Below are 23,415 nucleotides of genomic sequence, written 5' to 3' on the forward strand. Positions count from 1 at the left end.
ATGACCGAACAGCAGATCAATTCCCCGCAGCAACAGGGAAACGAGGAAATGACCGGTGCCGTCACGCTGCACGACATCATCCGCATGGTCATAGCCAACTGGTACTGGTTCGTGCTCTCGGCATTCGTATGCCTCTGCATGGCTTACTACTATCTGGCAAGCACCCCCAAGATATACAGCCGCACGGCGACCATCCTCGTCAAGGACAGCCGCAAGGGCGGCGACCTCGAGCTGACGGCGTTCAGCGACCTTGCCGGATTCCAGAACCGCCGCAGCGTCGACAACGAGGTCTTCATCCTCCAGTCGCGCCGCCTGATGACCGAGGTCGTCAAGCGTCTCGACCTCACGGTCAGCTACTCCGTCCGCGAACGCCTCCGCAGGCGCGATCTCTACGCGCAGTCGCCCATCGAGGTGGCGTTCGTCAACAACAGTGACAACCTGTCGCTGGCCATGGAGGTCACCCCGCTGGACGGCGACAAGGTGCGGCTGACGGATTTCGAGGACAAGTTCGTCACCAAGCAGGAGAGCCGCAGCGTCATCACGGCCGCCTACGGCGACACGATCCCGACCCCCGTCGGGCAGATCGTCGTCAGGAAGAGTCTCTACATGAAACCCGAATACACCGGGGTGCCGATCCGCGTGGTGAAAAACTCGCTCTCGCGCACGACCAACGCCTACCGCAGCGCCGTGAAGAGCGACGTGGCCAACAAGCAGGCTTCGGTGGTGACGGTCTCGATGAACAACTCCGTGCCCCGGCGCGCCGAGGACATCCTCAACACGCTGATCGCCGTCTACAACGAGGACGCCATCGACGACAAGCGCCGCGTATCGGTGACGACGGCCGAGTTCATCAAGGCCCGTCTGGCGGTCATCGGCCGGGAGCTGGGCGACGTGGACCGCGACATCGAGGACATCAAGAAGGACAACCAGATGGTCGACATCTCGTCGGAGGCCGCGCGCACCGTCTCGGAGAGCAGCAAATACAAGGCCGAGGGGCTTTCGCTCGAGAACCAGATCAACGTCGCAGAATTCATCCGCACCTACCTGAACGATCCGAAAAACGCCGGGGAGCTGATCCCCATGATGGCGGCGGTGACCAATCAGGCCATCGCCAACCAGATCGAAGACTACAACAACGCCATCCTGCGGCGTGAAAAGCTGATGGAGAACAGTTCGGACCGCAGCCCCGTGATCCAGAACCTCGACAACCTGCTGGCATCCGTGCGCCGTTCGATCCTCGCGTCGCTCGACTCGCACATCTCGACGCTCACCATCCAGCGCGACGCCATGCGCAAGGAGGAGACACAGGCCAACCGCCGCATCTCGACCATGCCTTCGCAGGAGAAAGTCATACTGGGCATCACCCGTCAGCAGAAGATCAAGGAGGAGCTGTTCCTCTACCTGCTCAACAAGCAGGAGGAGACGCAGCTCAACTACGCCGTCGCCGAGAGCAACGCCCGCATCATCGACCTCGCATACGGCAGCACGTTCCCCGTGTCGCCGCGCCCGATGCTGATTCTGGGCATCGCCCTGATCGTAGGTCTGGCAATCCCGTTCGGACTGCTCTACCTGATCGGCATGCTCGACACGACCATCCGCGGCCGCAAGGACGTGGAGGACAACATCAGCGCCCCGTTCCTTGGCGACATCCCCTACTCCGAAAGCAGCGGCGATTCGGGAATCGTGGTGCGCGAAACGGGCCGCGACGCCCTGTCGGAGGCGTTCCGCATGCTGCGTTCGAACATGACGTTCATGAACGTCTCGGCCGGAAACGAGATACACACCATCCTCTTCACCTCGTCGGACCCCCACGCGGGCAAGACCTTCGTGGCGACGAATCTGGCGACGACGCTGGCCATGGCCGGCAAGCGGGTGCTGCTGATCGACCTCGACCTCCGGCGCCACGCCCTCTCGACCCAGTTGGGCCACGGCAACAGCAAGACGGGCATCACCAGTTACCTCGCAGGAACCACCGAACTCGACAAACTGATCACCAAGACCGGCATCCACGACAACCTCGATGTGATCTACGCCGGCATTCAGCCGCCCAACCCTACGGAGATGCTCCTCTCGGACAAGCTCGACAAACTGGTGGCGGAACTGCGCCAAAAGTACGACTACATCTTCATCGACAGCACGCCCGCCATGTCGGTGGCCGACGCCATCATCACCGACCGGCTCGCGGACCTCTGCATCTACATCGTGCGCGAGGGTGTGCTCGACCGGCGCCAACTGCCCGACATCGAACGTCTCTACCGCGAGAAGAAACTGCACAACATGGCCATCGTCCTGAACGGAACCCGCTCGCGCCGCCACGGTTACGGGTATGGATACGGTTACGGTTATGGCTACGGATATGGATACGGTTACGGCGACGAATACAAGGAGGTAAGCTACCGCAAGCGCATCAAGAGCTTCTTCCGCTCGCTGTCCCACAAAATCAAACGGTAAAAAATGGCAATCAAGGACGCGACGATAGCGATCGACTTCGACGGCACGGTGGTGACACACGCCTACCCCGAAATCGGGGAGGACGCAGGAGCCGTCCCTGTACTGAAAGAACTCTCAGGCAACGGATGCCGGCTCATCCTCTACTCGATGCGCCACGGCAAGCTGCTGGATCAGGCGGCGGAGTGGTTCCGCAAAAACGGGATTCCGCTCTATGCCGTGAACGAGAATCCGGGGCAGAAACGCTGGACCTCCTCGCCGAAGGTTCATGCCGACCTCTACATCGACGACAGCAGTCTGGGGTGTCCCCTGCGGTTCGTGGACGGGGTGAAACGCCCCGTGGCCGACTGGGTCCGCATCCGTGAACAACTGGTGAAAGAGGGGTTTCTGGACTGAGAGTCACCCCGGCAACCGAAACAGTGCGGCCTCTTTGCAGAGGCCGCACTGTTTCGGGTCGGACAGAAATTTCCGCTGTTTTCGATCGGTCGGGAGTGCTCGCGGGTCTTACGATCCTCGAAGAGTGCAAAACCTTCCGAAGATTTTCAGGCACCCTGCCGGCGGGAAATTCGCCCGCTGCGAATGGCGAACTTCGCCACTCATTTGTCCGAGGGTTCCGTGATGACCACGGGAGGCCCCGATGGCACGAAGCGTGTCAAATCCCCGATTCCCGAGCGCGCTCCGGCCGGATAAGCCGGACGCTGATCTTCGAGTAAAAATGCACCGAACGTATAATCCGGCTCGCCGGCAAGTTTCCGGATACGCCGGATCTGTGCCCATCGGCTCGGGGCATTGAAATAGGCGACATTGTCGTTCATGCAGCTGTTCTCTTCCGCACGCCAGATCCCCGAGCGGTAAGTTCCCGCTCCGGGATAGGTTCCGACCATCGGATAATCGGGCTGCGCGGCGAAATCCCGCCACGTCGTCCGGGAGATGTCGGGCGAAAAATCCGCATTGATATAGAATCCGAAATTTTTGAGACTCTCGATTTCAATCCGGGTTTTCGCCGGAATCTCGGTCTCGTAATAGACGTATTCATCGAGCAGCTTGGCGAAACCGTGTCCCCCGGCCTCGTGCACCACCAGTTTGTCGAAACTGCTTCCGACAGGAATCATGGAGATCGAAAAACCGTCGGTCCACATCAGACTGGTCCCGGCATACACCGCCCGGTTAATAGGCATAACGACCGTCAAATCCTGCATGCGGCGCCCCGTCAATGCCGTCACCCGCCTCAACCAGTCGCGGACGGCTCCGTCATCGCACGAGATCGAGGTCGATACGCCCTGCCACAGTGTCGAGAATTTCGTATCCACGGTCTCCGACGGAGAGACACAGCTCATGCCCGCCTCCTCGGAAATCGCAGTCAGCATGTAGACATCGAAATAGGACCGGTAGGCATTGTAAGGATAGACCGAAAAGAACGCTTCGGCCGCTCGCCTCATGTCGGATTCATACTTTCCCGTTCCCCGGGCCATCTCCGCAAGCGTGTAGCCGTCCCCCACGACGACCAAACACACTCCGTTTCCGGATGTGGCACGTTGCAGCGCAACGACTTCCCCGTCGCCGTAGTTTTTCACCGGATCGAAAGCCTGCTGCACGAGAACGACATCCTGTGTGAACCGTCCGGCCGTCACACGCAACGTCACGGACCTTTCCGCGCCGAGATTCGTCGAGACACGGATATGTATCCGCGCCCCCTCGACCACGGCCGTACACCACTCCGCCTGCGGGGAGAGCGCGACCTCGAGCGGTTCGGACGCCGAGGCGGCCGTCAGATATTCGGTAGTATTGAGAGCCGGCAATTCGAGCCGTCCGGGCATCACGAGGGTCGGGGCCTGCGTAATCGCGACCGTCTGCGAAAGCTCCGCCGCATCGAAATAGACCGAGGCCTCGCGTCGTTCGAAATCCGCGTTCGGTGCGACGCGCAGCAGGACCCGGTGTTTTCCGGCTCCGCCCGAGGCGGGTTCGGTCGTCAGCCACTCCCGCGCAATCGGAGGCGACACCTCCGAAGTCCAGGTTCCGTCGACCTGCAATTCGATCCATTCGTCTCCGCCCCCGTGCGGCAATACGACACTCCTGGGCGAAACCTCCAACAGCGTCGTCCGATCCTGCGAAGTCGTGCAGGCACAGCATCCGAGCAGCACGACGTTCCACAACAACCGTAAATGACTCCTCATGGCAAACTCTTTTTAGGCAAACGAAACGATCCGGACGATTCCGGTTCAAAAAAACGGGAAAGCACCTCTTCCCTTTATGTGAGGCGCTTTCCCGAATTGCGGAGACGGCTATCGCGCGCTCTTCTCGAAACGATACCCCAGACCGAAGAACGTCGGATCGAAGGGATCTTCCCACCATTCGGGCAGGAACGGCGGCTGGTCGTGATCGCGCAGGAAGAGAACCAGCGATCCGTCTTTGTCCAGCAGGAGCGCGATGGTCAGCTTGCCGAGCTTCTCTTTCGAATTGTCGAACGAGCGGTTTCCGCTGCTCAGCTGGAAATAGGTCAGATCGAACGAACCTTCGTCGACCCAGAAATATTGCTCGCCGACCGTCGTACAGGAGCCGCTCACTTTGCCTTCCAGCACATTGAACGGCGCCGTATAGGTCATGTCGCACGTCCGGAAGAGATTGGCCAGATCGCCCGTACTCGACGGCGTGAATTTCGCGCTTCCACCCTCGTCCGTGATCGAGATCGTGAAATTGTCGTTATTGCTCGGAACTTTCGAAGTGTCCAGCTCTTCGTCCATAGCGAAAAGCTCAAGCATCTCCAGACCGATCAGCTCCTTGCAGTGCCATGTGCCGGCAAGCGCTGCATAAGAAAGCAGTCCCTTGACTGTGACGGTTACACTCGCGGTCTCTCCGGCGACGAAGCGTCCGCCCTGCTCATCCACGCCGAGCTTCAGCGTCGCGGGATTGGCAAGGTCCGCATCGGGCCCCGGAAGCAGCGTCAGCGTCGCCGTGTTGCCGTCTTTCGGAACGATGAAAGAGGTGGCTTCGTCCTTCACCAGGAAGTGCTTGCCCAACTCGGCCGTAGAGCCCGAAAGGACCTTGAACGGCAATTCGAGATCCTTAGGCGCCTTGAAGTTCTCGTCGCCCACGGTCAGCGTAACATCCAGCGACTCCTGCAATTCTGCCGCCGCCGTCGTGAAGCTGTAAACATAAACGCTCGACTCGACCAGATTTACCGTCGTGGAAGCAACCCGTCCAATCACATATCCTGTACCGGTTGCAAGGGTGAGTGTCAGGGTCTTGGCCTCCTCGTAAGCCTGTTTGGGCGTTACGGTGACGGTCGCTTCGGTCTTGCCGGCTTCGAGCAGGAAACTCTGCGCGGAAAACTCGTAATCGGCCGCTGCGGCCGTACCGCCGACCGTGAATCCGATGTTCAGATTCGACGCCGCAGCCTGCGACGCCACCAACTTGATCTCGATCGGTTCGTCGTCCAGCGTATAGGACGATGCAGCAAACTGCACATTGGCAGCCGAGCCCGCTCCGGGTTCGTCGTCACCGCCGCACGCTCCCAAAGACAACGTTGCCAGGAGCGCCACGGACAAATAGAAATACTTTTTCATAATCCGTCTTTATTTAGTGAAACATAGAGTCAATTTCCAACCGCCGATTCGTACTCCGAACGAATCGCCCGCCACGCTTCGACCTCTTCGGCCGAGGCCGATTCGCCGACGATCGGCAGCAGGTCGTACGATCCGCCCGAACTCCGCGGCGGCACATCATCGTATTCGTCGCATCCTGCGGCGAAAAGTCCCAGCAGCGCCACAACCGTAAGCGCTCCGAGAAACAACCAGTTTTTCCGTTTCATAGTTCGAAGATTCAAAATTCATAACCCGGATTCTGCGCAATCTTTCCCTGACTATTCCGAATGTCCCGTACACTCACGGGCATCGTATAGAGATACTGCCGCACCACATATTTGACCGGCAGCGTGCTTCCCGACTGCTGGATCACCCACCATTCGGGACGCCCGTTGCGTTTGAGTTCGAACCAGCGGTCACCCTCCATATAGAGCTCCTTGCGCCGCTCGTCCAAAATGGCGGAAATCAACGGCGTGAGAGGCTTGCCCTCGGCATCCGCCGTAATCAGCGCCTCTGGGTCCGGACCGGGAAGCGTCCGAAGCGTGTAATCCGCAACATCCTCAATGCGTTTGCGGCGCAGTTCGTTGAGCAGCGACAGCGCCTTCGCCTCGTCCTGCTGCGCCCCCGGATGGGCATAACTCTCGGCAAGCATCAGATGCAGTTCCGAACCCCGGACCCGTGCCGTCACAGTCTTCCGGTTAACCCGTTTCGCATCGCACATGATGCTCCAACGCACATCCTTCTGCGGCTCCGAACCGAAAAGTTTCAACAGCGTGGTATTCACCGGCCGCGTGTTGAGGTATTTCTGAAAAGTCTCGTCGTAGAGTGTCTTCACGTCGTCGTCGCCCGTCGTCCGGTCGCGGATGATGACCTCCTGCAACCGCTCTCCGTAAGACTGAACCGACTCCGCATAAACGCTCCTGTCCGCAAGGGCGTAAGAAGGTACGGCCAGCAATTCCTCGCACAACGGAATTACCTCGGACCACTTTTCCGCCCAGAAATAGAGCTTGGCCAGGAAGGTCTTCGCCACCGCCTCCGTGAAAAGATACGACTCATCGGTCATGTGGCAATCGATCGCCTTGCGGAAGAGCGACACCGCATACTCGTAGCTCCGGGCAAGGGTGTTGCGATCGGGCACCGCATCGCTTTCCACTTCGAAATGTTCGACAATGGGAATGCCCGGCAGGGAGGAGGCCGTCGCCGCATCGTACGGCTCGCAGTAGATCCGAATCAGATTGTAGTAGCAGACACCCTTGATGGCATAGGCTGCGGCACACAACGCCCGGGCCTTCGCGGAGTCCTTTTCGAGCATGTATTCCAGAATCAGATTACAATCCTTGATCGCCGAATAAAGGCCTTCGTAATACCCCTTCTGAAAGTTGTTCGCCACATCGCCCGCATAGAGCGTCAGACGCCCGGCCGAGACGTTCGCATCGAGGTTGTCGGAGATCGACTCGTAGAGAATCACCCGGTCGTAACATCCCAGAATATCCTCGTCCGTTCCCTCCTCGATGGCAAACAGCATGTTGTTCAGCAAGGCTTCGAAATCCTCCTCCGTTTCAGGGATGATCTTTCCCTGCGGTGTCACGTCGAGATAACGCTTGCATCCGCCGAAAAGCAGCGATGCCAGGGCTATCATCCATATTTTCCGTTTCATAATCCGCTGTTTTTAGAATCCGAGCGTCACGCCGAACGTCACGGAGCGCGTCGTGGGATAGATCGCGCCCGGAACTTCCGGGTCCATGCCCTTGTAATCGGTGAATGTAAAGAAGTTGGCCAGACTTACGTTGAAACTCACGGCATCGAATCCACCCCGGTTGACCACCTTGCGCGGCAATGAATAGGAGAGCGTGATGTTCTTGATCCGTACATACGAAATCTTGTAGATATAGATTCCGTCGACCACGGCATTGGAGGTCGGATTCGACTGGTCGAAATGGTACTTCGCATCGAACGAGTCGTAAATCCGCGGGTATTTCGTCCCCGTAGGGTTTGCCTCCGTCCAACGGTCGGTGCGGTCTTTCCAGACATTCAGGTGGTTCGAATACAGGTCGCTGTACTCCGTCTGCGCCCGGTCCATCGTGGAAACGCTTCCCGCAGCGATCTGGCTGTAAGTCGCCGGCGACTCGTTGCGGTCATAGGCATACGATCCGAACGAAAAGACACCGTTGACCGAAAGACGCAGATTCCGGTATCCGGCCGAAAGGTTGAAACCGCCGTTCAACGGCGCCTCCCGGTTCCCCAGATAGTAAAGATAGTTGGCTTCGTCGGTGTAGTCCGCATCGCTCGAAATGACCGCATCGGGACGCAGTTTGAATTCGTAAAGCCCCGTCAACGGGTCGATCCCGACCACCTTGCCGCCGATGAGCGCCCGGGCCGGATAACCCTCGTAGTAGTTGAGTTTCATGTGCTGGAACGATACCGAACTCGCATATTCGAGCACCTTGTTCGAGTTGAAAGCGAAATTGACAGAAGCATCCAGCGTCCAGTCCCGGGTCTGAACGATCCCGCCCCTGAGCGTAAATTCGACACCCCGGTTGCGCAGGCGGGCAAAATTGGCTGCCTGATAGGAGAATCCCGTGGTCACATAAAGCGGCTTGTCGTCCACGGCTCCTTTGGTGAGGCGGCTGTAATACTCCGTTTCGAGTGAGAGCCTGCCGTCCAGGAATCCCAGGTCCAGACCTACCTTCACGTCGTTGACCTTCTCCCACCCCAGATTCGGATTGGGCGCCGAAGAGATCGTTCCGACCAAATGATTCTGACCCAGATACTCCCGGTAGGTCTGCAACGAATAGTTCATCATCAGCTGCGGCGAGGCACTCGTCACGATATTTCCCGTAAAGCCGTAAGAGGCTTTCAGCTTGGCGTAATGGAGCACTTTGCGGGCCGATGCCATGAAAGGCTCCTCGGTCAGAATCCAAGCTCCGCCCACACTCCAATTCGGATTGAACTGCGCATGCGTGCCGAAATAGGAGCTGCCGTCGGCACGCCCCGTGACACTCAGAATATAACGGTCCCGGAACGAATAGTCGGCCGAAAGGTAGAACGACGCATAGCGGGACTTGGTGAAATATTCGCCCGTCAGGCGCTCGATCTCCCGCAGCGTGCTCTCCGAGGGTTTCTCGATCGGCGGAAGGGCCGTATTCCCGGTTCTCGGATCGTAGTTGAAACGTTTGTTGAAGAACGTATGCGAATCGTTACCCCGCAATTCAACTCCTCCCACGACATTCAGCGTGTGCCCCTCGCCGTACTCCCCGACATAGGAGAGATGACCGCGCAACAGATACCCCGTACGGCGGCTCTTATTTTCCAAAATGGAGCCGTAGAGATTGCCGTTATGCGTACGGTGGATGCTCAACCGGTCCTTGAAAGCCCCGTAGGTGTCCTCCTCCCGCGTGGTCTGCGTATCGTTGTTATTGAAATTGTAGGAGGCCAGACCGATGAATTTCAGATTTTCCAGCAACTTGTATTCAAGCCCCAGACGTACTTCCGTCGAGACATAATCGGTCTTCATCTTGTTGCCCTCGATCTCCCGGAGGATGTTGAAGCCTTTTTCCGGCAGATCCTCGTATGTATCGCGGTTGTAGTTGGGCAGCGAAAGCCACGTCTGGTCATTTGCATAGCTCCCGTCTTCGTTGTAGGGTTTCTCGTAGGGATTGGCGAAGTAAGCATAGGTGAAAGGATCGACACTCGGATTCGGCGTATCGGCCTTCCGGTACGAAATGTCGGCCCCCACGTCGAACGACAGGCGCCGCGTCGGTTTGAATCCCAGATTCGCCTTGAAGGTGTAGCGGTCGGCACTGTCCTCGATGAGCATGCCCTGATCATTGGTGTAACCCAACGAAAGATAATAGTTGTAGGCCTCTTCGCCACCGCTCACCGAAACATGGCCGTTTACCGATACGGCGTTGCGAAGAATCACGTCGTACCAGTCGGTGTCGGTCCCAGCCAGGCTGTTCAGATATTCTTCCTGCGCCGCCGTGTCGCCTTTGAGATGCGAAAAGGCCAACTGTCCCGAACGCACCTGCCCAACGATTCCCACCGCAGGATAGATCACCGACGGGTTCAGAAGCGACTGCGCATATTTTTCAGCCGCAAATTCGTCCCAAAGTTCCCGCTCCCAGGCCAGCTTCTCGGCCGTATTCATCAGCGACGGCTGTCGCTGCGGCCGGAACGAAACCGTGACATTCGACGAGAAGTTGACCTTCATCTTCCCGGCCTTGCCCCGCTTGGTAGTCACCACGATGACGCCGTTCGCCGCCCGGGAACCGTAGATCGCGGCCGCCGCCGCATCCTTCAACACGACAATCGATTCGATATCGCCGGGATTCACCCCTCCGACACCGTAAATGAAAATATCGTCGAAACCGCCGGCTTTGAGTTCGCTGGAACTCAGATTCGTACTCGGGCCCTCGTTCTGCATCGGGACTCCGTCGACCACCCACAGCGGCGCCGTACTTCCCGAGAGGTTGGCAATGCCGCGGATGCGAATCCGTTGACTGGCTCCCGGACGTCCCGTCGTCGGTTTCACCGAAACGCCGGCCAGCTCGCCCTGCATCAGGGCATCCACCGAGGTCTGCGGCTTGAGTTTCAATTCGTCGGCCGTCAGGATTCCCACCGAACCGGTAACCTTCTTGACCGTGGTCTGCGAATATCCCGTCACGACGACCTGTTCGATCTCCGTGGAGGAGGGTTGCAGGACCACGTCCAAACGTGTACGCCCCGGAGCCACGACCTGCTCCTGCGCCTGATAACCGATAAATGAAAACAGAAGGGTCTTGCCGCCTTCGGGAATCCGGATTTGGTAGCGTCCGTCGGAATCCGTGATCGTCCCGCTGCCGCGCGCCTCCTTCACGACCACCGTCGCTCCGACCACGGGCATCCCGTTCACATCCGTAACCCGCCCCGTGACGGACCGCGGCTGTGCGAATGCAGCACCGCACTGCAACAGAAGCAACAGCAGAACCAAGGCTTGACGTAAAATCATCTTCATAGGCCTCAATCGTTATAGGTGTACAAACTTATCATCACTTGTTTTCAAGAAAGTGCGTCACCCGACGCAGCAACAATGCGTAATGCCCCCGCATCTGCGGCGAGGCGCTCCGATTCCGGGCGGCCGCAATCCGATCCCGACAGTCGAGCAGCACGCCGTAAAGCAGATGGCCGTCCTCGGGCCGCCTAAGGTACGAAACCCCGGTAAGCGGAGCGAAGCCTGCGGAATTCTCCGCCGTCACAGCCTCGGCGAAATAGTCCGAACGCAACTTCGATTTCCGGCCCGCGGCCTGTTCGACAAGAGCCAGCAACCGATTCAGGAATCGCTGTTGCAGCGGTTGTCTGACGAGTTCGTCCGCCGGGTCCGCATTATCCCAGAGATAGGCCGAGAGGTCGTCCAGCGCCTCCGCGCGCGTGTAAGCCTCCCCGTCGGTCAACGAAGCGCAGAGCGCGATGCGGTCCAGACTTCCCAGAATCCGGTCGAAAGTCTCCGTACGGATGAAATCCGCGATTCCGGGGTTGAGCCCCTCCCCCACGATCAGCGAACGGCTGTCGAGCCATTCCAGATCGTCGAGCCGCGACAGCAGCCACCGCATCGCCTCCCGCTGCATCCCGGCCGGAAGCGGCTCGAAACTCCGCCCCGCATCTCCGGCATAGCGTTCGTTGATCTGCACTCCGCCCAATCGGGCGATCACGGAACCGAACAGCCCATTGCAATAGAACGAAACAGACTCAGGAAAGGCCGCACGGTAGGCATAATCGACATCCTCGTCGTCGATCCACTCCGAGACATGGCGCAGAACAACGGCAAGATTCGCCAACCCTGCATCGGCCGCCCGCAGCGGATCGTCGCCCAGATCCGAGGCCTGAGCCCGGGGATCGAGCGCGAATTTTCCCGGCTGCTCCCGCAGAAAACGGCACGACGGATCGTCACTCACCGTCCCGTTCCCGTAAAGCCACTCGACGGCGCGGTAATCGTACGGTCCCAGCGACGTTTGACAGAGTTTCACGCCGTTCCGGAAATCTTCGGGACGTACCGCATAGTTCAATGGCAACTCGTCGAGAATCGACGCCGAAAGTCCGTTCATGGCCGTATAATGCACGCTGCGCAGCGAATCAAGCGGCACCACCTGCGAGGCCCCCATGTTAGGCAGCAAACCCAAGCAAAATCCCGTATATCGGGCCACCTTCGACAACAGACTCTCGCCGAAAAGCGCCTCGTCGAGTTCCAGCCGCCGCGCCCGAGGATCGGCGGCTCCCGTTTGAAGAAGCCGTTCGGTCTGAATCTGCGGTCCGATATTGTGGCTGATGTAGATGTTGGCACTCAAAATCTCTCCCGTTCGCGGGTCGGTCCAGGCGTTGAACCGCAGATCGCGGGCCGGCGAAGGAACGTAGCGTACGGCCGAATAGCGAATGTCGTTCACGTCGGGCAGCCCCTCCGCCGAAACACGCCGCACCTCGATGGCCCGCGGAAGACCGATCCGCTCGAAGGCATCGTTCCAGAGCAGTATGCCCCGTTCGATATAGGGTTTCCATGCCGCCGGAAAGCGCTCGTCGAGATAGAAGACGATGGGATGTCCGGCATCCACCCGCCATCGGGAGGCGTAATAACGAACCTCGGCGCCCTGCCGGTCAGCGCTGTACTCCACATAGCGCGACGTGGAGGTACCCACGCGCAGATCCGCTTCCCGGACCGTCGTCATCGGTTCGGGAAGCAGCAGGAACGATGTCCGAACAGCCGCCGTGAAGAGTTCGGAATCGCCTCTCGAAATCACTCCGAAGGCATAGGATGAAACTTCGTAGGAGAGCTCGCTCACCACCGAGACATTGTCGGCAAAGGCCGCTATGTCCCGTATCCAGGAGGCCTCGGAACGGTATTCGTAACTCCGCAGAACGAATCCGTCGCGGCTGCTGTAGCTCTTCGGGTCCTTGGGCGAAAGGTAACTCTCGCCGTTCCGGAAGAACGACGTTGCACGCACCACTACGGCGCAGCTGTCGGGCGTAACCGCCTCGATGGGAAACGACGCGATCACGGAGGGCTGCCGGCTCGCGGCCAGCGCACGCCCGATCGCCGGATCGTCGCTGCGCGAACGGCTGTCGAGTACGGCAATCTGCAAAAGCGAATCGGTTCGCTGAAAAACGACATGACGCGGACGCGAAGGCTGCATCCCGACGGACGATTCCTCGCCGTCGCTGACCGACAGCACCGTCACCCCCAGCAACAGGTCCCGCCCGAACAACGAATCGGGCACCTCGAAATAAATGTCTCCGTCGAGCAGATGCAGGGTGAACAATCCCTGCACCGTTCGGGGATTCTTACCGGCGAAAAGCCGCTCGTAAGCCGTCTTCCGCGGTTCGGGAGCCGTCGCATGCCGCTTGCGGGCCGCCGCAGGGGTCACGTCGCACAGCACCGACAACAGCATCAGCGCCATCACGAACCATCGCATATCGTATCTTTCTCTCATAACCGCCGTCATTTCAGATAAGATTCGATCGTATGCAACAGCGAACGGTAGTGCAGCCGGGTCTGCGGATCGGGATGGTTCCGCTGCCCTTCCAGCAAGCGTCGGATCTTCAACACACAGTCGTATGCAAGGCCCTCCATCGGCCGCTCTTCGTAAAACAGCGGCATGGGATCGTCATACCCCGCCACAGGTCCCGGACAACCTGCCGAAGCGTTCGACAGCAGGGACCGGTCCGTGCGAAACGCTTCCGGAACCTCCATCCGCCGCATGGCCGCAAGACTCTTGGAATTTCCCTCTTCACGCAATGCGGCCACCTTGCCGAGCGTTTCCAGGAAAAGACGCTGCCGTTTGATCTGCGACAGATTCAACGCCTTCCGATGCAGGGTCGGAGCCCAGATCCGGTCGTAAATCAACGACATGCACGCTTCGGGCGTGAGGGCGTCGTTCTCGGCCAGCGCCGCCGAAAGCCCCACTTTCGAGGGCGAGGCCACGACGGCCTTCATCACCGCCTCGCACACGGCGTCCGCGGCCGAGGCCACCAGCCCCAGATTGCACGTCACACGCCGGTCGTCCAGCCACTCCATGTCGTCGAGCTGTCCCAACAGGAATTCCAACGCCCGGACCTGACGCTCGCGGGGAACGCTCCGGTAATGTTCGACCGAGTCTCCGACGTGCTTCTCGTACAGATACACTCCGCCCACATCGGCATAGACATGGTTGAGATAGGTGAAATACTGATTGACGATTCCGTTGTAGATGGTCTTGCGATAGCTGTAATCCCGATCGTCGGATTCGGTCCAGGCATTGAGGTGCGAAAGCACATATTTCAGATTGGAGATACCGTATTCGGAGGCCTTGACGTGATCGTCGCCCAAATCCTCGGAAAGGGATCGTGGATCGAGCAGCTCGGAGAACTGCTGCTTGCCGTAACGCAGGGCCGGATTCGCCGATGCCTCGCGCAGCCATTGCGAGGTGATCGCGTATTCCGCTTCGGGACTCCCGGCGAAAAGCGGCGTATAGTTCCATTTCACCAGAAACCGGTCGTAAACCCCGAATCGCGGAGGCGTCATTCGCACGCCGCGTTCGAAATCGCCCGGCTGGGCGACATAGTTGAATCGGGCGTAATCCATGATCGACGGGGTCGTTCCCGCCTCGCGGGTGAAAGAGGGGCTCCGCAGCGAATCCACGGGGATCACGGACGATGCGCCCATGTTGTGCATGAAGCCCAGACAATGTCCGATCTCGTGAGAAAGCACATATCGCAGGGCGTCGCCGATGATCTCCTGAGGTATTTGCTTCCGCCGCGCGCGCGGATCGGCCGGCGAGGTCTGTATGAAAAGCCAGTTGTTGATCAGTTCGATCACATCGTGATAAAGATAGACCGAGGCGCTGACGATCTCACCGCTGCGCGGATCGGTCCACGAAGGGCCCATGGCGTTCTGAATCGTCACCGGGGCATAGCGCACGCACGAATATTTGAGGTTGTCGGGATCGAATTCGGGATCGTCCTCGGGAAAAAGCCGCGCCTGGACGGCATTGCGGAAACCGATCTGCTCGAAAAGTTCGCTCCACTGATTCACCCCTTCGATGACGTACGGAAGCCATGTACGGGGAAAATTGCGGTCGATATAAAAGACGATCGGCTTGACCGGGTCCACCAACTCTCCGCGCCGATAAGCCTCAGGGTCCGACGGTTCCAGCCGCCAGCGGTTGGCATACCATATCGGACGAGCCCCCTGGGTCGTGGGAGAATAGAGCATCTTACCCGTCGGAAAAATGGCGATGCGGCTGTCGGTGATCCGGGGGCGGGCGGGAAGGCTGTCGAGCAGCAGGATGGAACGGGTGGCGGCTATCGTAACCGGCACATCCCGCAGCCCGCGCTCCGAAATCGTCACCCGGTAGTTCAGACTGCTGCTGACTGAAACGTTATCCGAAAAGGACTTGATTCCGGTCACATAGGACTTCTCTTTTTCGAACGACTCCTTGCGTTTGAGGCGCCCCGAAAGAGTGTGCTGACTGTATTTGTCGAAAGGCGACAGCCTTTCGTCATCGCTGACAAACAGATCCGTGGCATCCACGACCACCGCCGAACTGTCGGGCGTAAAGGTCTCGATCTTGAACAACCGGTAAATGGCACCGATATTGCTCGTTGCGAGAGCACGCGCTATTTCAGCATGATCCGGGAGGGGGGGGGAAACAGTCCGTTCCGAAATCAACCGCATGGCGATCCGGTCTCCCGCGCGCGTGAATTTAAAGTGGAGAGGGTCCTTCGGCTTGGACCCCACGATTCCATGACCGTTGTCGCTGGTAGCCGAGATGGTCGTTCCGAGCAGCATGCTTCGTTCCAGCAACCGGAGAGGAATTTCGAAATAGACCCGTCCCTTCATCTCATGCAGCGTGAAAAGGCCCCGGGCTATGCGGTGTTCCTTTTTAAAGAATTTGTCGTATGTCGATTTTTTTGCGGTATCACATTGTTCGGAAGGTGTTTTGCGGCTCCGTTTCCCACAGAATCCGAACACTTGTTGTGAACCGGATAACAACAACGAACAAAAAAGAGGAAAAATTATCCGAATGCAAAATTTCATCATTCAAACAGGTTTAGCAAGCAGACTATCCAAAGGAATTGACAAATCTCAAAAAGACAGACCTTTTCCGATATCAAAAAACCTGTCTTCCGTGAGAAACCTAACCAATCTTTACAAAGATATAAAAAAAAAATTGAAAAACAAACTGAAAAAGAGTTTTTCTTCCAAGCCGTCATACAGACATCTTCATCCACGGCCGCCCGATCCGAAAAAATCCCGGTCGTCGCGGCAGGCGACGAATGTCTCGAAGAATTCGACACCCCGCCCCGCCATCCGCGAGAAGCGCAAATTTGAATACTTTGCAGAGTCGTTCGACATGGCGAACCAGAAGCAAACGGCACATACAACCGTTTTCCTGTCATTGCCTCCAATTACAGAAACAGGGTTGTAACTTTTCAAGCTACAACCCCGTCTGAAAATGAACGAAATATACCGGGATACGTCCCGTTCGGAAATTTGCAGGACATGCGGCAAATGCGCCGCAACCGTCGAAAACTATGCCCAGAGGTTGCGGGGATATTTCCCGTCGGCAATCATCTTCTCGATGGCGGCCATCAGCGCCGGTTTGTCCTCCTTGTAGGTGACGCCGTGCCACTGAGCGGCCGAACGCAGCACGCGGAGCGTCGCCGTACCGTCGCCGATCAGCTTGTTGACCATCGTCGGGATGTAGAACTCCGATTTGAGGTTCTCGTGGTTTTCGGCGTACCATTTCGCAAAGTACTCCTTCGAATAGACGAAGAAATCGGGCGTGAAGCCGAAGAGGTTCATCGAAACCGGCGTGTCCTCAGCCAGCTCTTCGTCGGCGCCGCCGTCGTGGAAGACGATCCGGCCGTCGGGCATGCGCTCGATCTGCGTGCGCTCGACCATCGACGTGAGGTCGCCCTTCGCATCGACGCCGCAGACGCCGCGCGAAACCGTGCCGTTCTCCGAAAGGGTCCGGTTCAGGTCGTAGGCGACCATGCAATAGCTGTTTTTCGAATCGCCGAGCTTCGAGAGGTACTCGCCGATGGTCTTATAGGCCTCGGCACCGTAGAAGTCGTCGGCATTGATTACGGCGAACGGCTCGCGGATGGCATCGGCAGCCATCATCACGGCGTGGTTCGTGCCCCACGGCTTTACGCGTCCTTCGGGGACCGAGAGGCCCTCGGGGAGATAGTCCAGCTCCTGAAAAACGAAATCGACGGCGATGCGTCCGCCGAAGCGGTCGGCCGAAAAGACCTCGCGGAACTCCTTTTCAAAAGAGTGGCGGATGACGAAAACCACCTTGCCGAAACCGGCGCGAATGGCGTCGTAGACCGAATAATCGATGATAGCCTCGTTGTTGGGGCCGACGCCGTCCATCTGTTTGAGCGATCCGTAGCGGGAGCCCATGCCCGCAGCCAAGACCAGTAATGTAGGTTTAACCATACTTTTTTATGTGTATTTGACGTTTAGGTTCAAAGCAATTGCAAAGGTAAAAATTTTAAAGGCGATGCCAAAGGTTTTTTGGAATTTTGGCTACCTTTGTCGAACGTAACCCCGAAAAAACGTTCCCGGAAAATGAAATTTCTGAAGAGAATACGGGCGTGGTGGCGCGGACTGTTCCGCAAACGCCGCTTCAACATGCTCAACGCCACCGACAACTCCGAGGAGTGGCACATACACCTCTCGCCCGCGAGCATCTTCGCCGGGCTGGTGGCGTTCGTGCTGCTGCTGTTCATCCTCACGCTGTCGCTGGTGGCGTACAGCCCCGTGCTGGAGTTCCTGCCCGGATACCGCACCGAGGCCGACCGTTCGCGCGAAAGCCTCCTGCAAAACATCATCCGCCTCGACTCGATGGAGCGCATGATGAACGACATGATGACCTACAACCGCAACATCGCCCTCATCATGGAGGGGCGCACCCCCGTGGCGCGGACGCTGGCCACGTCGGACTCGTCGCGCATCAGCAAGGTGCTGGTGATGCCCTCGGCCGAGGATTCGCTTCTCAGGGCCCAGATGGAGGGCGACGGGGAGTATGCCATAGCGCCCCGCAACGAGGGGTCGCGCCGCAAGGTGCGCGAAGCCATCGAGCTGGTGACGCCCGTCGAGGGGATCATCACCGGGCATTTCGACATCAAGCAGGGGAATTTCGGCGTGAAGATCGCCGCAGCAGCCAGCGACCGCATCGCGGCCATCGACAACGGCACGGTCGTGCAGAGCCTCTGGGCTCCGGAGACGGGTTACACGGTGGTCATGCAGCATGCCGGGAACCTCATCTCTATTTACAAAAACCTCTCGCAGTCGCTCGTGTCGATCGGACAGACCATCCGCGCGGGCGAACTGATCGGATACAACGCCGAAGCCGAGAACGGCGAGGTGAAACTCTTCGAATTCGAACTCTGGAACAACGGCAAGCCCGTGGACCCTGAGGGATACATCGTCTTCTGACAAACGCATGAAACAACGACTTGCCATACTGGGTTCGACCGGTTCGATCGGCGTGCAGACGCTCGATATCGTCCGCGAGAACCCCGACCGGTTCGAAGCCTGCGTCCTCACGGCCAACCGGAACTGGGAGCGGCTGGCGCAGCAGGCCCGGGAGTTCGACGCCGACACGGTGGTGATCGCCGACAAGAGCCATTACGCGGCACTGAGCGACGCGCTGGCCAACACCGACACGAAAGTTTACGCCGGGGAGGAAGCCGTGGCGCAGGTCGCCGGCAGCGGCGGCACCGAGGTGGTGGTCAACGCACTGGTGGGCTACGCGGGGCTGGCGCCCACGGTGGCGGCCATCGAAGCGGGCAAGAAGCTCGCGCTGGCCAACAAGGAGTCGCTCGTGGTGGGCGGCGCCTATGTGATGCCGCTGGCCCGGGAGCGGAAAGCCCCGGTGATTCCGATCGACTCGGAGCATTCGGCCATCTTCCAGTGCCTCGTGGGTGAACGCGCCCCGGTCAGAAGGCTGATCGTCACATGCAGCGGCGGCGCGTTCCGCGACCTCGCGGCCGAAGAGCTGGCGAACGTCACGGTGGAACAGGCGCTGCGCCATCCCCAGTGGGACATGGGCGCGAAGATCACGATCGATTCGTCGACGCTCGTGAACAAGGGATTCGAGGTGATCGAGGCCCACTGGCTGTTCGGAACTCCGGCCGAGCGGATTTCGGTACTGATGCACCCCCAGTCGATCGTACACTCGATGGTCGAATTCGAGGACGGGGCGATCAAGGCCCAGTTGGGAACCCCCGACATGCGCATGCCGATCAGTTTCGCGCTGATGTTCCCCGACCGGGCGCACCGTCCGGGCGAGCGGTTCAATTTCTTGAACCATCCGCAGTTGACCTTCGCCGAGGTGGACCGCGCGAAATATCCGGCACTGGAGATCGCCTACGACTGCCTGCGGCGCGGCGGCACGGCGGCCTGCACGATGAACGGGGCGAACGAAGTGGCCGTGGCGGCGTTTCTCGCCCACAGGTGCGCGTGGCTCGATATCGTGCGCGCCATCCGCCATGCGCTGGAACACGCCGCATTCGCGGCCTCGCCCACTCTGGCCGATTACGCCGAAGCAAACGCCGAAGCCCGTGCGCTGGCGGCGGAATTCCTGAAACTGTAACCACATTCCGACAATGGATATTTTAGTCAAAATCATTCAGTTCTTCCTCTGTTTCACCATTCTCGTGGGCATTCACGAACTGGGGCACTACATCATGGCGCGGGTCTTCAAAATCCGCGTCGACAAGTTCTACATCTTCTTCGACCTTGGATTCTCGCTGTTCAAGTTCCGGCGCGGCCACACCGAATACGGACTGGGCTGGCTGCCGCTGGGCGGCTACTGCAAAATCGCCGGCATGATCGACGAGTCGATGGACAAGGAGTATCAGAAGCAGGCCCCGCAGCCGTGGGAATTCCGGTCGAAACCCGCATGGAAACGCTTTCTGGTGATGATTGCCGGCGTGGTGATGAACGTCGTGCTGGCGGTGGCCATCTACATCGGCGTCTGCTATACATGGGGCGACACCTATTTCTCGAACGACGACGCCAAGTGGGGTTACAACTTCAACGAAACCGGGCACAGCTTCGGATTCCGCGACGGGGACAAGCTGGTGACCGTCGACGGCCAGAAAATCGAGAACCCGATGGTGTTCCTCAACACGCTGCTGATCACCGAGGGCGACCGCCGGGTGGTCGTGGAGCGCGACGGAGAGCAGGTCGAGCTGACGCTCCCGCTCGAAGAGCTGATCGCCATGCGGCAGAACAAAGGGTATGAAAAACTCCTCGTCCAACGCATGCCTTTCCTGATCGACAGCGTCGTGGCGCCGACCGCCGCACAGTTGCAGAAAGGCGACGAGGTCGTCGCCATCAAGAGCCGGCGCACGGCAGACCGCTACGAAAAGATGGATTACCGCGATTACAGATCCTATCTGCAACTCCATGCCGGCGATACGGTGCAGTTGACCGTCCTGCGCGACGGCGGGACGCTGGAACTCCCCGTCCCCGTCTCCGCCGAGGGAACGATCGGCGTAATCGTGCAAAACCCCTACACGCTCCGCACGCAGACGTATACATTCTGGGAGTCGATTCCGGCGGGTTTCCACCGCGCGGGCGACATGATCGCCTCCTACTGGGACCAGTTGAAGATGATCGTACAGCCCAAAACCAAGATGTACGAGGAGCTGGGCGGGTTCATCGCCATCGGCAGCATCTTCCCCTCGTCGTGGGACTGGCAGGATTTCTGGCTCAAGACCGCCTTCCTGTCGATCATCCTTGCGATCATGAACATCCTGCCCATCCCGGGACTCGACGGCGGGCACGCGATATTCACCTTCTGGGAGATGATAACGGGCCGCAAGGTGAGCGACAAGGTGCTGGAGGGCGCGCAGTATGTCGGGCTCATCCTCATCCTGTTCCTGCTGCTCTACGCCAACGGAAACGACATATACCGGTTCTTCATCAAATAATATAACAATATGAGTTTCGCAGGGCATGTATTCGACATGATCAAACGCAACGAGGCCAACCGGGCCCAGTTGCGCAAACACCGCGAGCAGGCCGCGACATTGCGCGGGATGTACGTCGGAGATTCCCACGGGCACCCGACGGCCGAAAAGGCTTTTCCGCCCGAGCAGGTAGCCGCAACCAAACGGGAAATCCGCGAGCAGGCCCGGCGCGAACGGCGCAAGAATATCATCGTAATCGCCGTTTTGACGGCGGCGGGGATCGGCGCAGTGGTCGGTATGGTCTTTCTGTACCTGAGCCTATAAATAGTTGACAACGATCAAAACGGCCCGAATCAAAAGATTCGGGCCGTTTTTGCGTATCCGAGCGGACCGAAAAACAGAGAGTTTTGCAATTTTTTTTGTAATTTATCCAAAAAGCAAGTATATTTGACCGCAAGAGGAAGCTGCGTCCGCAGCAAAGGTTAGTTTAACGAGAGAAGAAGAAACCATGGATAAGGACGGAACATACGACGGCCCGCAGGCCCCTGTATTCCGCAGTTCGGAGGGGGGGGGAAATATCCCCGAGTTCTTCCGAAGCTATTATCCCATGTTCGTCTCCTTCGCCCGCAACTTCGTCCAGAGCCGCGACGTATGTGAAGACCTCGTACAAGAGGCGTTCGTGGCCCTGCTCGAACAGGGATGCACGTTCGACAATGAATACATGGCCAAGGGATTCCTCTACAAAACCCTCCGCAACAAATGCCTTAACCACCTGCGCCACGAGCAGATACGCAGCCGCTACGCCGAAATGCAGGCGGCGCATTACAAACACGAACGCAGCGAGAAAAAGAGCGAGGAGTTCTTCATCGACGCCATCATGCGCGAAGAGTCGTCGCTGATTATCTCGCAGGCCATCGAGGGGCTGCCGGAGATGGGCCGGCAGGTGCTCAACATGTCCATCGAAGGGCTCACCAATCAGGAAATCGCCGACGTGCTGGGCATCTCGGTCAACACCGTGCGCACGCACAAATCCCGCGCTTACAAAGTTTTGCGCATCGTGCTTTCAAACCAGTGGATGCTCTTCTGAGCCGCTGAAAACCTCCCCCGAAGTTACAGTTTTACATCCTCCTAACCGATGCTGGAATAAGTTTTTACACTTTTTTCGCATCGCGTGTCATCCACTCCCGCTTCCGAAGTGTTATACTAATAGTGTTAGTCGGGAATATCATATCATTCATCAAGGCAGGCAGGCTGCTGGGACGTTTTTTCGTGTCGAAAACATCCCCGCACGAGCGTGAACAGCTCAAACTGCGCCTCCGGGAGCTGGAACACGAGGACAAAGTCCGCATCGTCGGGAAAATCCTCAATGCCGAAGAGCTGGAAAGCCGCCGGGTGATTCGCGCCGAATGCGACGTAGAGCGGGCATGGGAACAGGTTCAGCGCCGGATGGAGGAGCGCAAGGGACAGCGCCGGCTGAAGCGTTATTCGCTGATGCTGCAAAGCGCCGTGAGCCTTGCGGCAGCCGTACTGATCGCCTGCGGCGTCATCTACTACACGCACGTCGGACGCCAGAAGCGGGTGATGGCGCAGATCGCGCAGATCAAGCCCGAAGGACAGCATGCGGTACTTTATCTTGCGGACGGCGCGAGCGTCGACCTCGGGCTGCGGGATTCGATAGCGGTCCGGACCGAGACGGGCGTCGAGGTGGAGATGACCGGAGAGAACAGCCTCGCCTACAAACCCCGGAAAACACAGTCCCAAAAGCAGGAGGAGGTTCCCGAAGAGTACAACACGCTGGTCACGCCCCGCGGCAGCGAATACAGCCTCACGCTGGCCGACGGCACGCAGGTGTGGCTGAACGCCGCATCGCGCCTGCGTTTCTTCACCTCGGACCGGGGCCGGGAGCGCCGCGTATGGCTCGAAGGCGAAGCCTATTTCGAGGTGGCGCACGACGCCCGGCGGCCGTTCATCGTCGAATCGGGCGGCCAGAGCATCCGGGTGTTGGGAACACGCTTCAATATCAACTCCTACGAGGGCGACCGCGCCATATACACCACGCTGGTGGAGGGTTCGGTGGCCATAGCCCCGCTCACGGGCGGCGACGCCGTGACGCTCGAACCCGGCCAGCAGGCCGAATACAGCCGACGAAACGGCGGCGCGATCGCCGTGAAGGCGGTCGACACGTCGCTGGCGACGGCTTGGATGAACGGGACCTTCATCTTCGCGCACGCCTCCGTGACCGAGATCATGGAGAACCTTTCGCGCTGGTACAGCTTCGAATTCGAGGTTTCGCCCCTGCTCGACGGACTCCGCTTCAGCGGACAGTTCCCGCGGTGCGAAAACCTCGACAAGATACTCTCGATCATCGCATCGACCGGAACGGGCATGCAGATAGACTACGACGGAACGAAGATCACGCTGAGATAAAAAATACCCATTTAAACCACACAAA

Annotated in this window: 17 protein-coding genes; 9 read left to right on the forward strand and 8 right to left on the reverse strand. The window is 58.7% G+C overall.

What is annotated here, in order from left to right; genetic code table 11:
• Both BN5935_RS13925 and BN5935_RS13930 read left to right on the forward strand, forming a co-directional pair.
• Positions 1-2,451 (forward strand): GumC family protein, encoded by a 2,451-nt coding sequence (locus tag BN5935_RS13925; RefSeq protein ID WP_064976630.1) that lies wholly within the window; start codon positions 1-3, stop codon positions 2,449-2,451.
• Positions 2,452-2,454: 3 nt separating this feature from the next.
• Positions 2,455-2,844, forward strand: a complete 390-nt coding sequence (locus BN5935_RS13930) for a hypothetical protein (RefSeq protein ID WP_064976631.1) — start codon at positions 2,455-2,457, stop codon at positions 2,842-2,844.
• A 200-nt stretch (positions 2,845-3,044) separates the two neighbouring features.
• Here BN5935_RS13930 and BN5935_RS13935 read toward each other — a convergent pair whose 3' ends face one another.
• The 7 genes from BN5935_RS13935 to BN5935_RS13965 form a co-directional block, all read right to left on the reverse strand.
• A complete protein-coding gene (locus tag BN5935_RS13935) occupies positions 3,045-4,622 on the reverse strand; it encodes a M64 family metallopeptidase (RefSeq protein ID WP_082944158.1) in 1,578 nt (525 codons plus the stop codon).
• 108 nt (positions 4,623-4,730) lie between these two features.
• The gene (locus tag BN5935_RS13940; protein ID WP_064976633.1) at positions 4,731-6,011 is read right to left on the reverse strand and encodes a hypothetical protein; all 1,281 of its coding nucleotides are present in this window, start codon (positions 6,009-6,011) and stop codon (positions 4,731-4,733) included.
• Positions 6,012-6,040: 29 nt separating this feature from the next.
• Positions 6,041-6,256 carry a hypothetical protein gene (locus BN5935_RS13945; RefSeq protein WP_064976634.1) on the reverse strand — a complete coding sequence of 72 codons (216 nt, stop codon included), beginning with the start codon at positions 6,254-6,256 and terminating at the stop codon, positions 6,041-6,043.
• Between the two features lie 11 nt (positions 6,257-6,267).
• Positions 6,268-7,686, reverse strand: a complete 1,419-nt coding sequence (locus tag BN5935_RS13950; protein ID WP_064976635.1) for a RagB/SusD family nutrient uptake outer membrane protein — start codon at positions 7,684-7,686, stop codon at positions 6,268-6,270.
• Positions 7,687-7,698: 12 nt separating this feature from the next.
• Complete coding sequence (locus BN5935_RS13955; RefSeq protein WP_064976636.1) at positions 7,699-11,022, reverse strand: SusC/RagA family TonB-linked outer membrane protein; 3,324 nt, start codon at positions 11,020-11,022, stop codon at positions 7,699-7,701.
• Between the two features lie 34 nt (positions 11,023-11,056).
• Positions 11,057-13,486, reverse strand: coding sequence for a zinc-dependent metalloprotease (locus BN5935_RS13960; RefSeq protein ID WP_162272080.1), 2,430 nt, complete (start codon positions 13,484-13,486; stop codon positions 11,057-11,059).
• A gap of 8 nt (positions 13,487-13,494) precedes the next feature.
• Positions 13,495-16,074 (reverse strand): zinc-dependent metalloprotease, encoded by a 2,580-nt coding sequence (locus BN5935_RS13965; protein ID WP_064976638.1) that lies wholly within the window; start codon positions 16,072-16,074, stop codon positions 13,495-13,497.
• Between BN5935_RS13965 and BN5935_RS15355 the strand changes: the two genes are divergently transcribed.
• A complete protein-coding gene (locus tag BN5935_RS15355) occupies positions 16,058-16,462 on the forward strand; it encodes a hypothetical protein (protein WP_162272047.1) in 405 nt (134 codons plus the stop codon). The genes BN5935_RS13965 and BN5935_RS15355 overlap by 17 nt on opposite strands.
• A 104-nt stretch (positions 16,463-16,566) precedes the next feature.
• Here the strand turns inward: BN5935_RS15355 and BN5935_RS13970 are convergent, their stop codons facing one another.
• The gene (locus BN5935_RS13970) at positions 16,567-17,478 is read right to left on the reverse strand and encodes a nucleotidyltransferase family protein (protein WP_204244921.1); all 912 of its coding nucleotides are present in this window, start codon (positions 17,476-17,478) and stop codon (positions 16,567-16,569) included.
• A 132-nt stretch (positions 17,479-17,610) separates the two neighbouring features.
• On the opposite strand from BN5935_RS13970, the gene BN5935_RS13975 reads away from it, so the two are divergent.
• From BN5935_RS13975 to BN5935_RS14000, 6 genes are all read left to right on the forward strand, one after another.
• Positions 17,611-18,480, forward strand: coding sequence for a murein hydrolase activator EnvC family protein (locus BN5935_RS13975; RefSeq protein ID WP_064976639.1), 870 nt, complete (start codon positions 17,611-17,613; stop codon positions 18,478-18,480).
• A 7-nt stretch (positions 18,481-18,487) separates the two neighbouring features.
• Positions 18,488-19,639 carry a 1-deoxy-D-xylulose-5-phosphate reductoisomerase gene (locus BN5935_RS13980; RefSeq protein WP_064976640.1) on the forward strand — a complete coding sequence of 384 codons (1,152 nt, stop codon included), beginning with the start codon at positions 18,488-18,490 and terminating at the stop codon, positions 19,637-19,639.
• Positions 19,640-19,652: 13 nt separating this feature from the next.
• Positions 19,653-20,984, forward strand: coding sequence for an RIP metalloprotease RseP (rseP, locus tag BN5935_RS13985; RefSeq protein ID WP_064976641.1), 1,332 nt, complete (start codon positions 19,653-19,655; stop codon positions 20,982-20,984).
• Positions 20,985-20,993: 9 nt separating this feature from the next.
• Positions 20,994-21,287 carry a hypothetical protein gene (locus tag BN5935_RS13990; protein ID WP_064976642.1) on the forward strand — a complete coding sequence of 98 codons (294 nt, stop codon included), beginning with the start codon at positions 20,994-20,996 and terminating at the stop codon, positions 21,285-21,287.
• A 184-nt stretch (positions 21,288-21,471) separates the two neighbouring features.
• Positions 21,472-22,050, forward strand: coding sequence for an RNA polymerase sigma-70 factor (locus tag BN5935_RS13995; protein WP_235821122.1), 579 nt, complete (start codon positions 21,472-21,474; stop codon positions 22,048-22,050).
• A gap of 122 nt (positions 22,051-22,172) precedes the next feature.
• Positions 22,173-23,390, forward strand: coding sequence for a FecR family protein (locus BN5935_RS14000; RefSeq protein ID WP_064976643.1), 1,218 nt, complete (start codon positions 22,173-22,175; stop codon positions 23,388-23,390).
• Positions 23,391-23,415: the final 25 nt, after the last annotated feature.

It is taken from the genome of Alistipes provencensis (assembly GCF_900083545.1).
Classification (GTDB): Bacteria; Bacteroidota; Bacteroidia; order Bacteroidales; family Rikenellaceae; genus Alistipes; species Alistipes provencensis.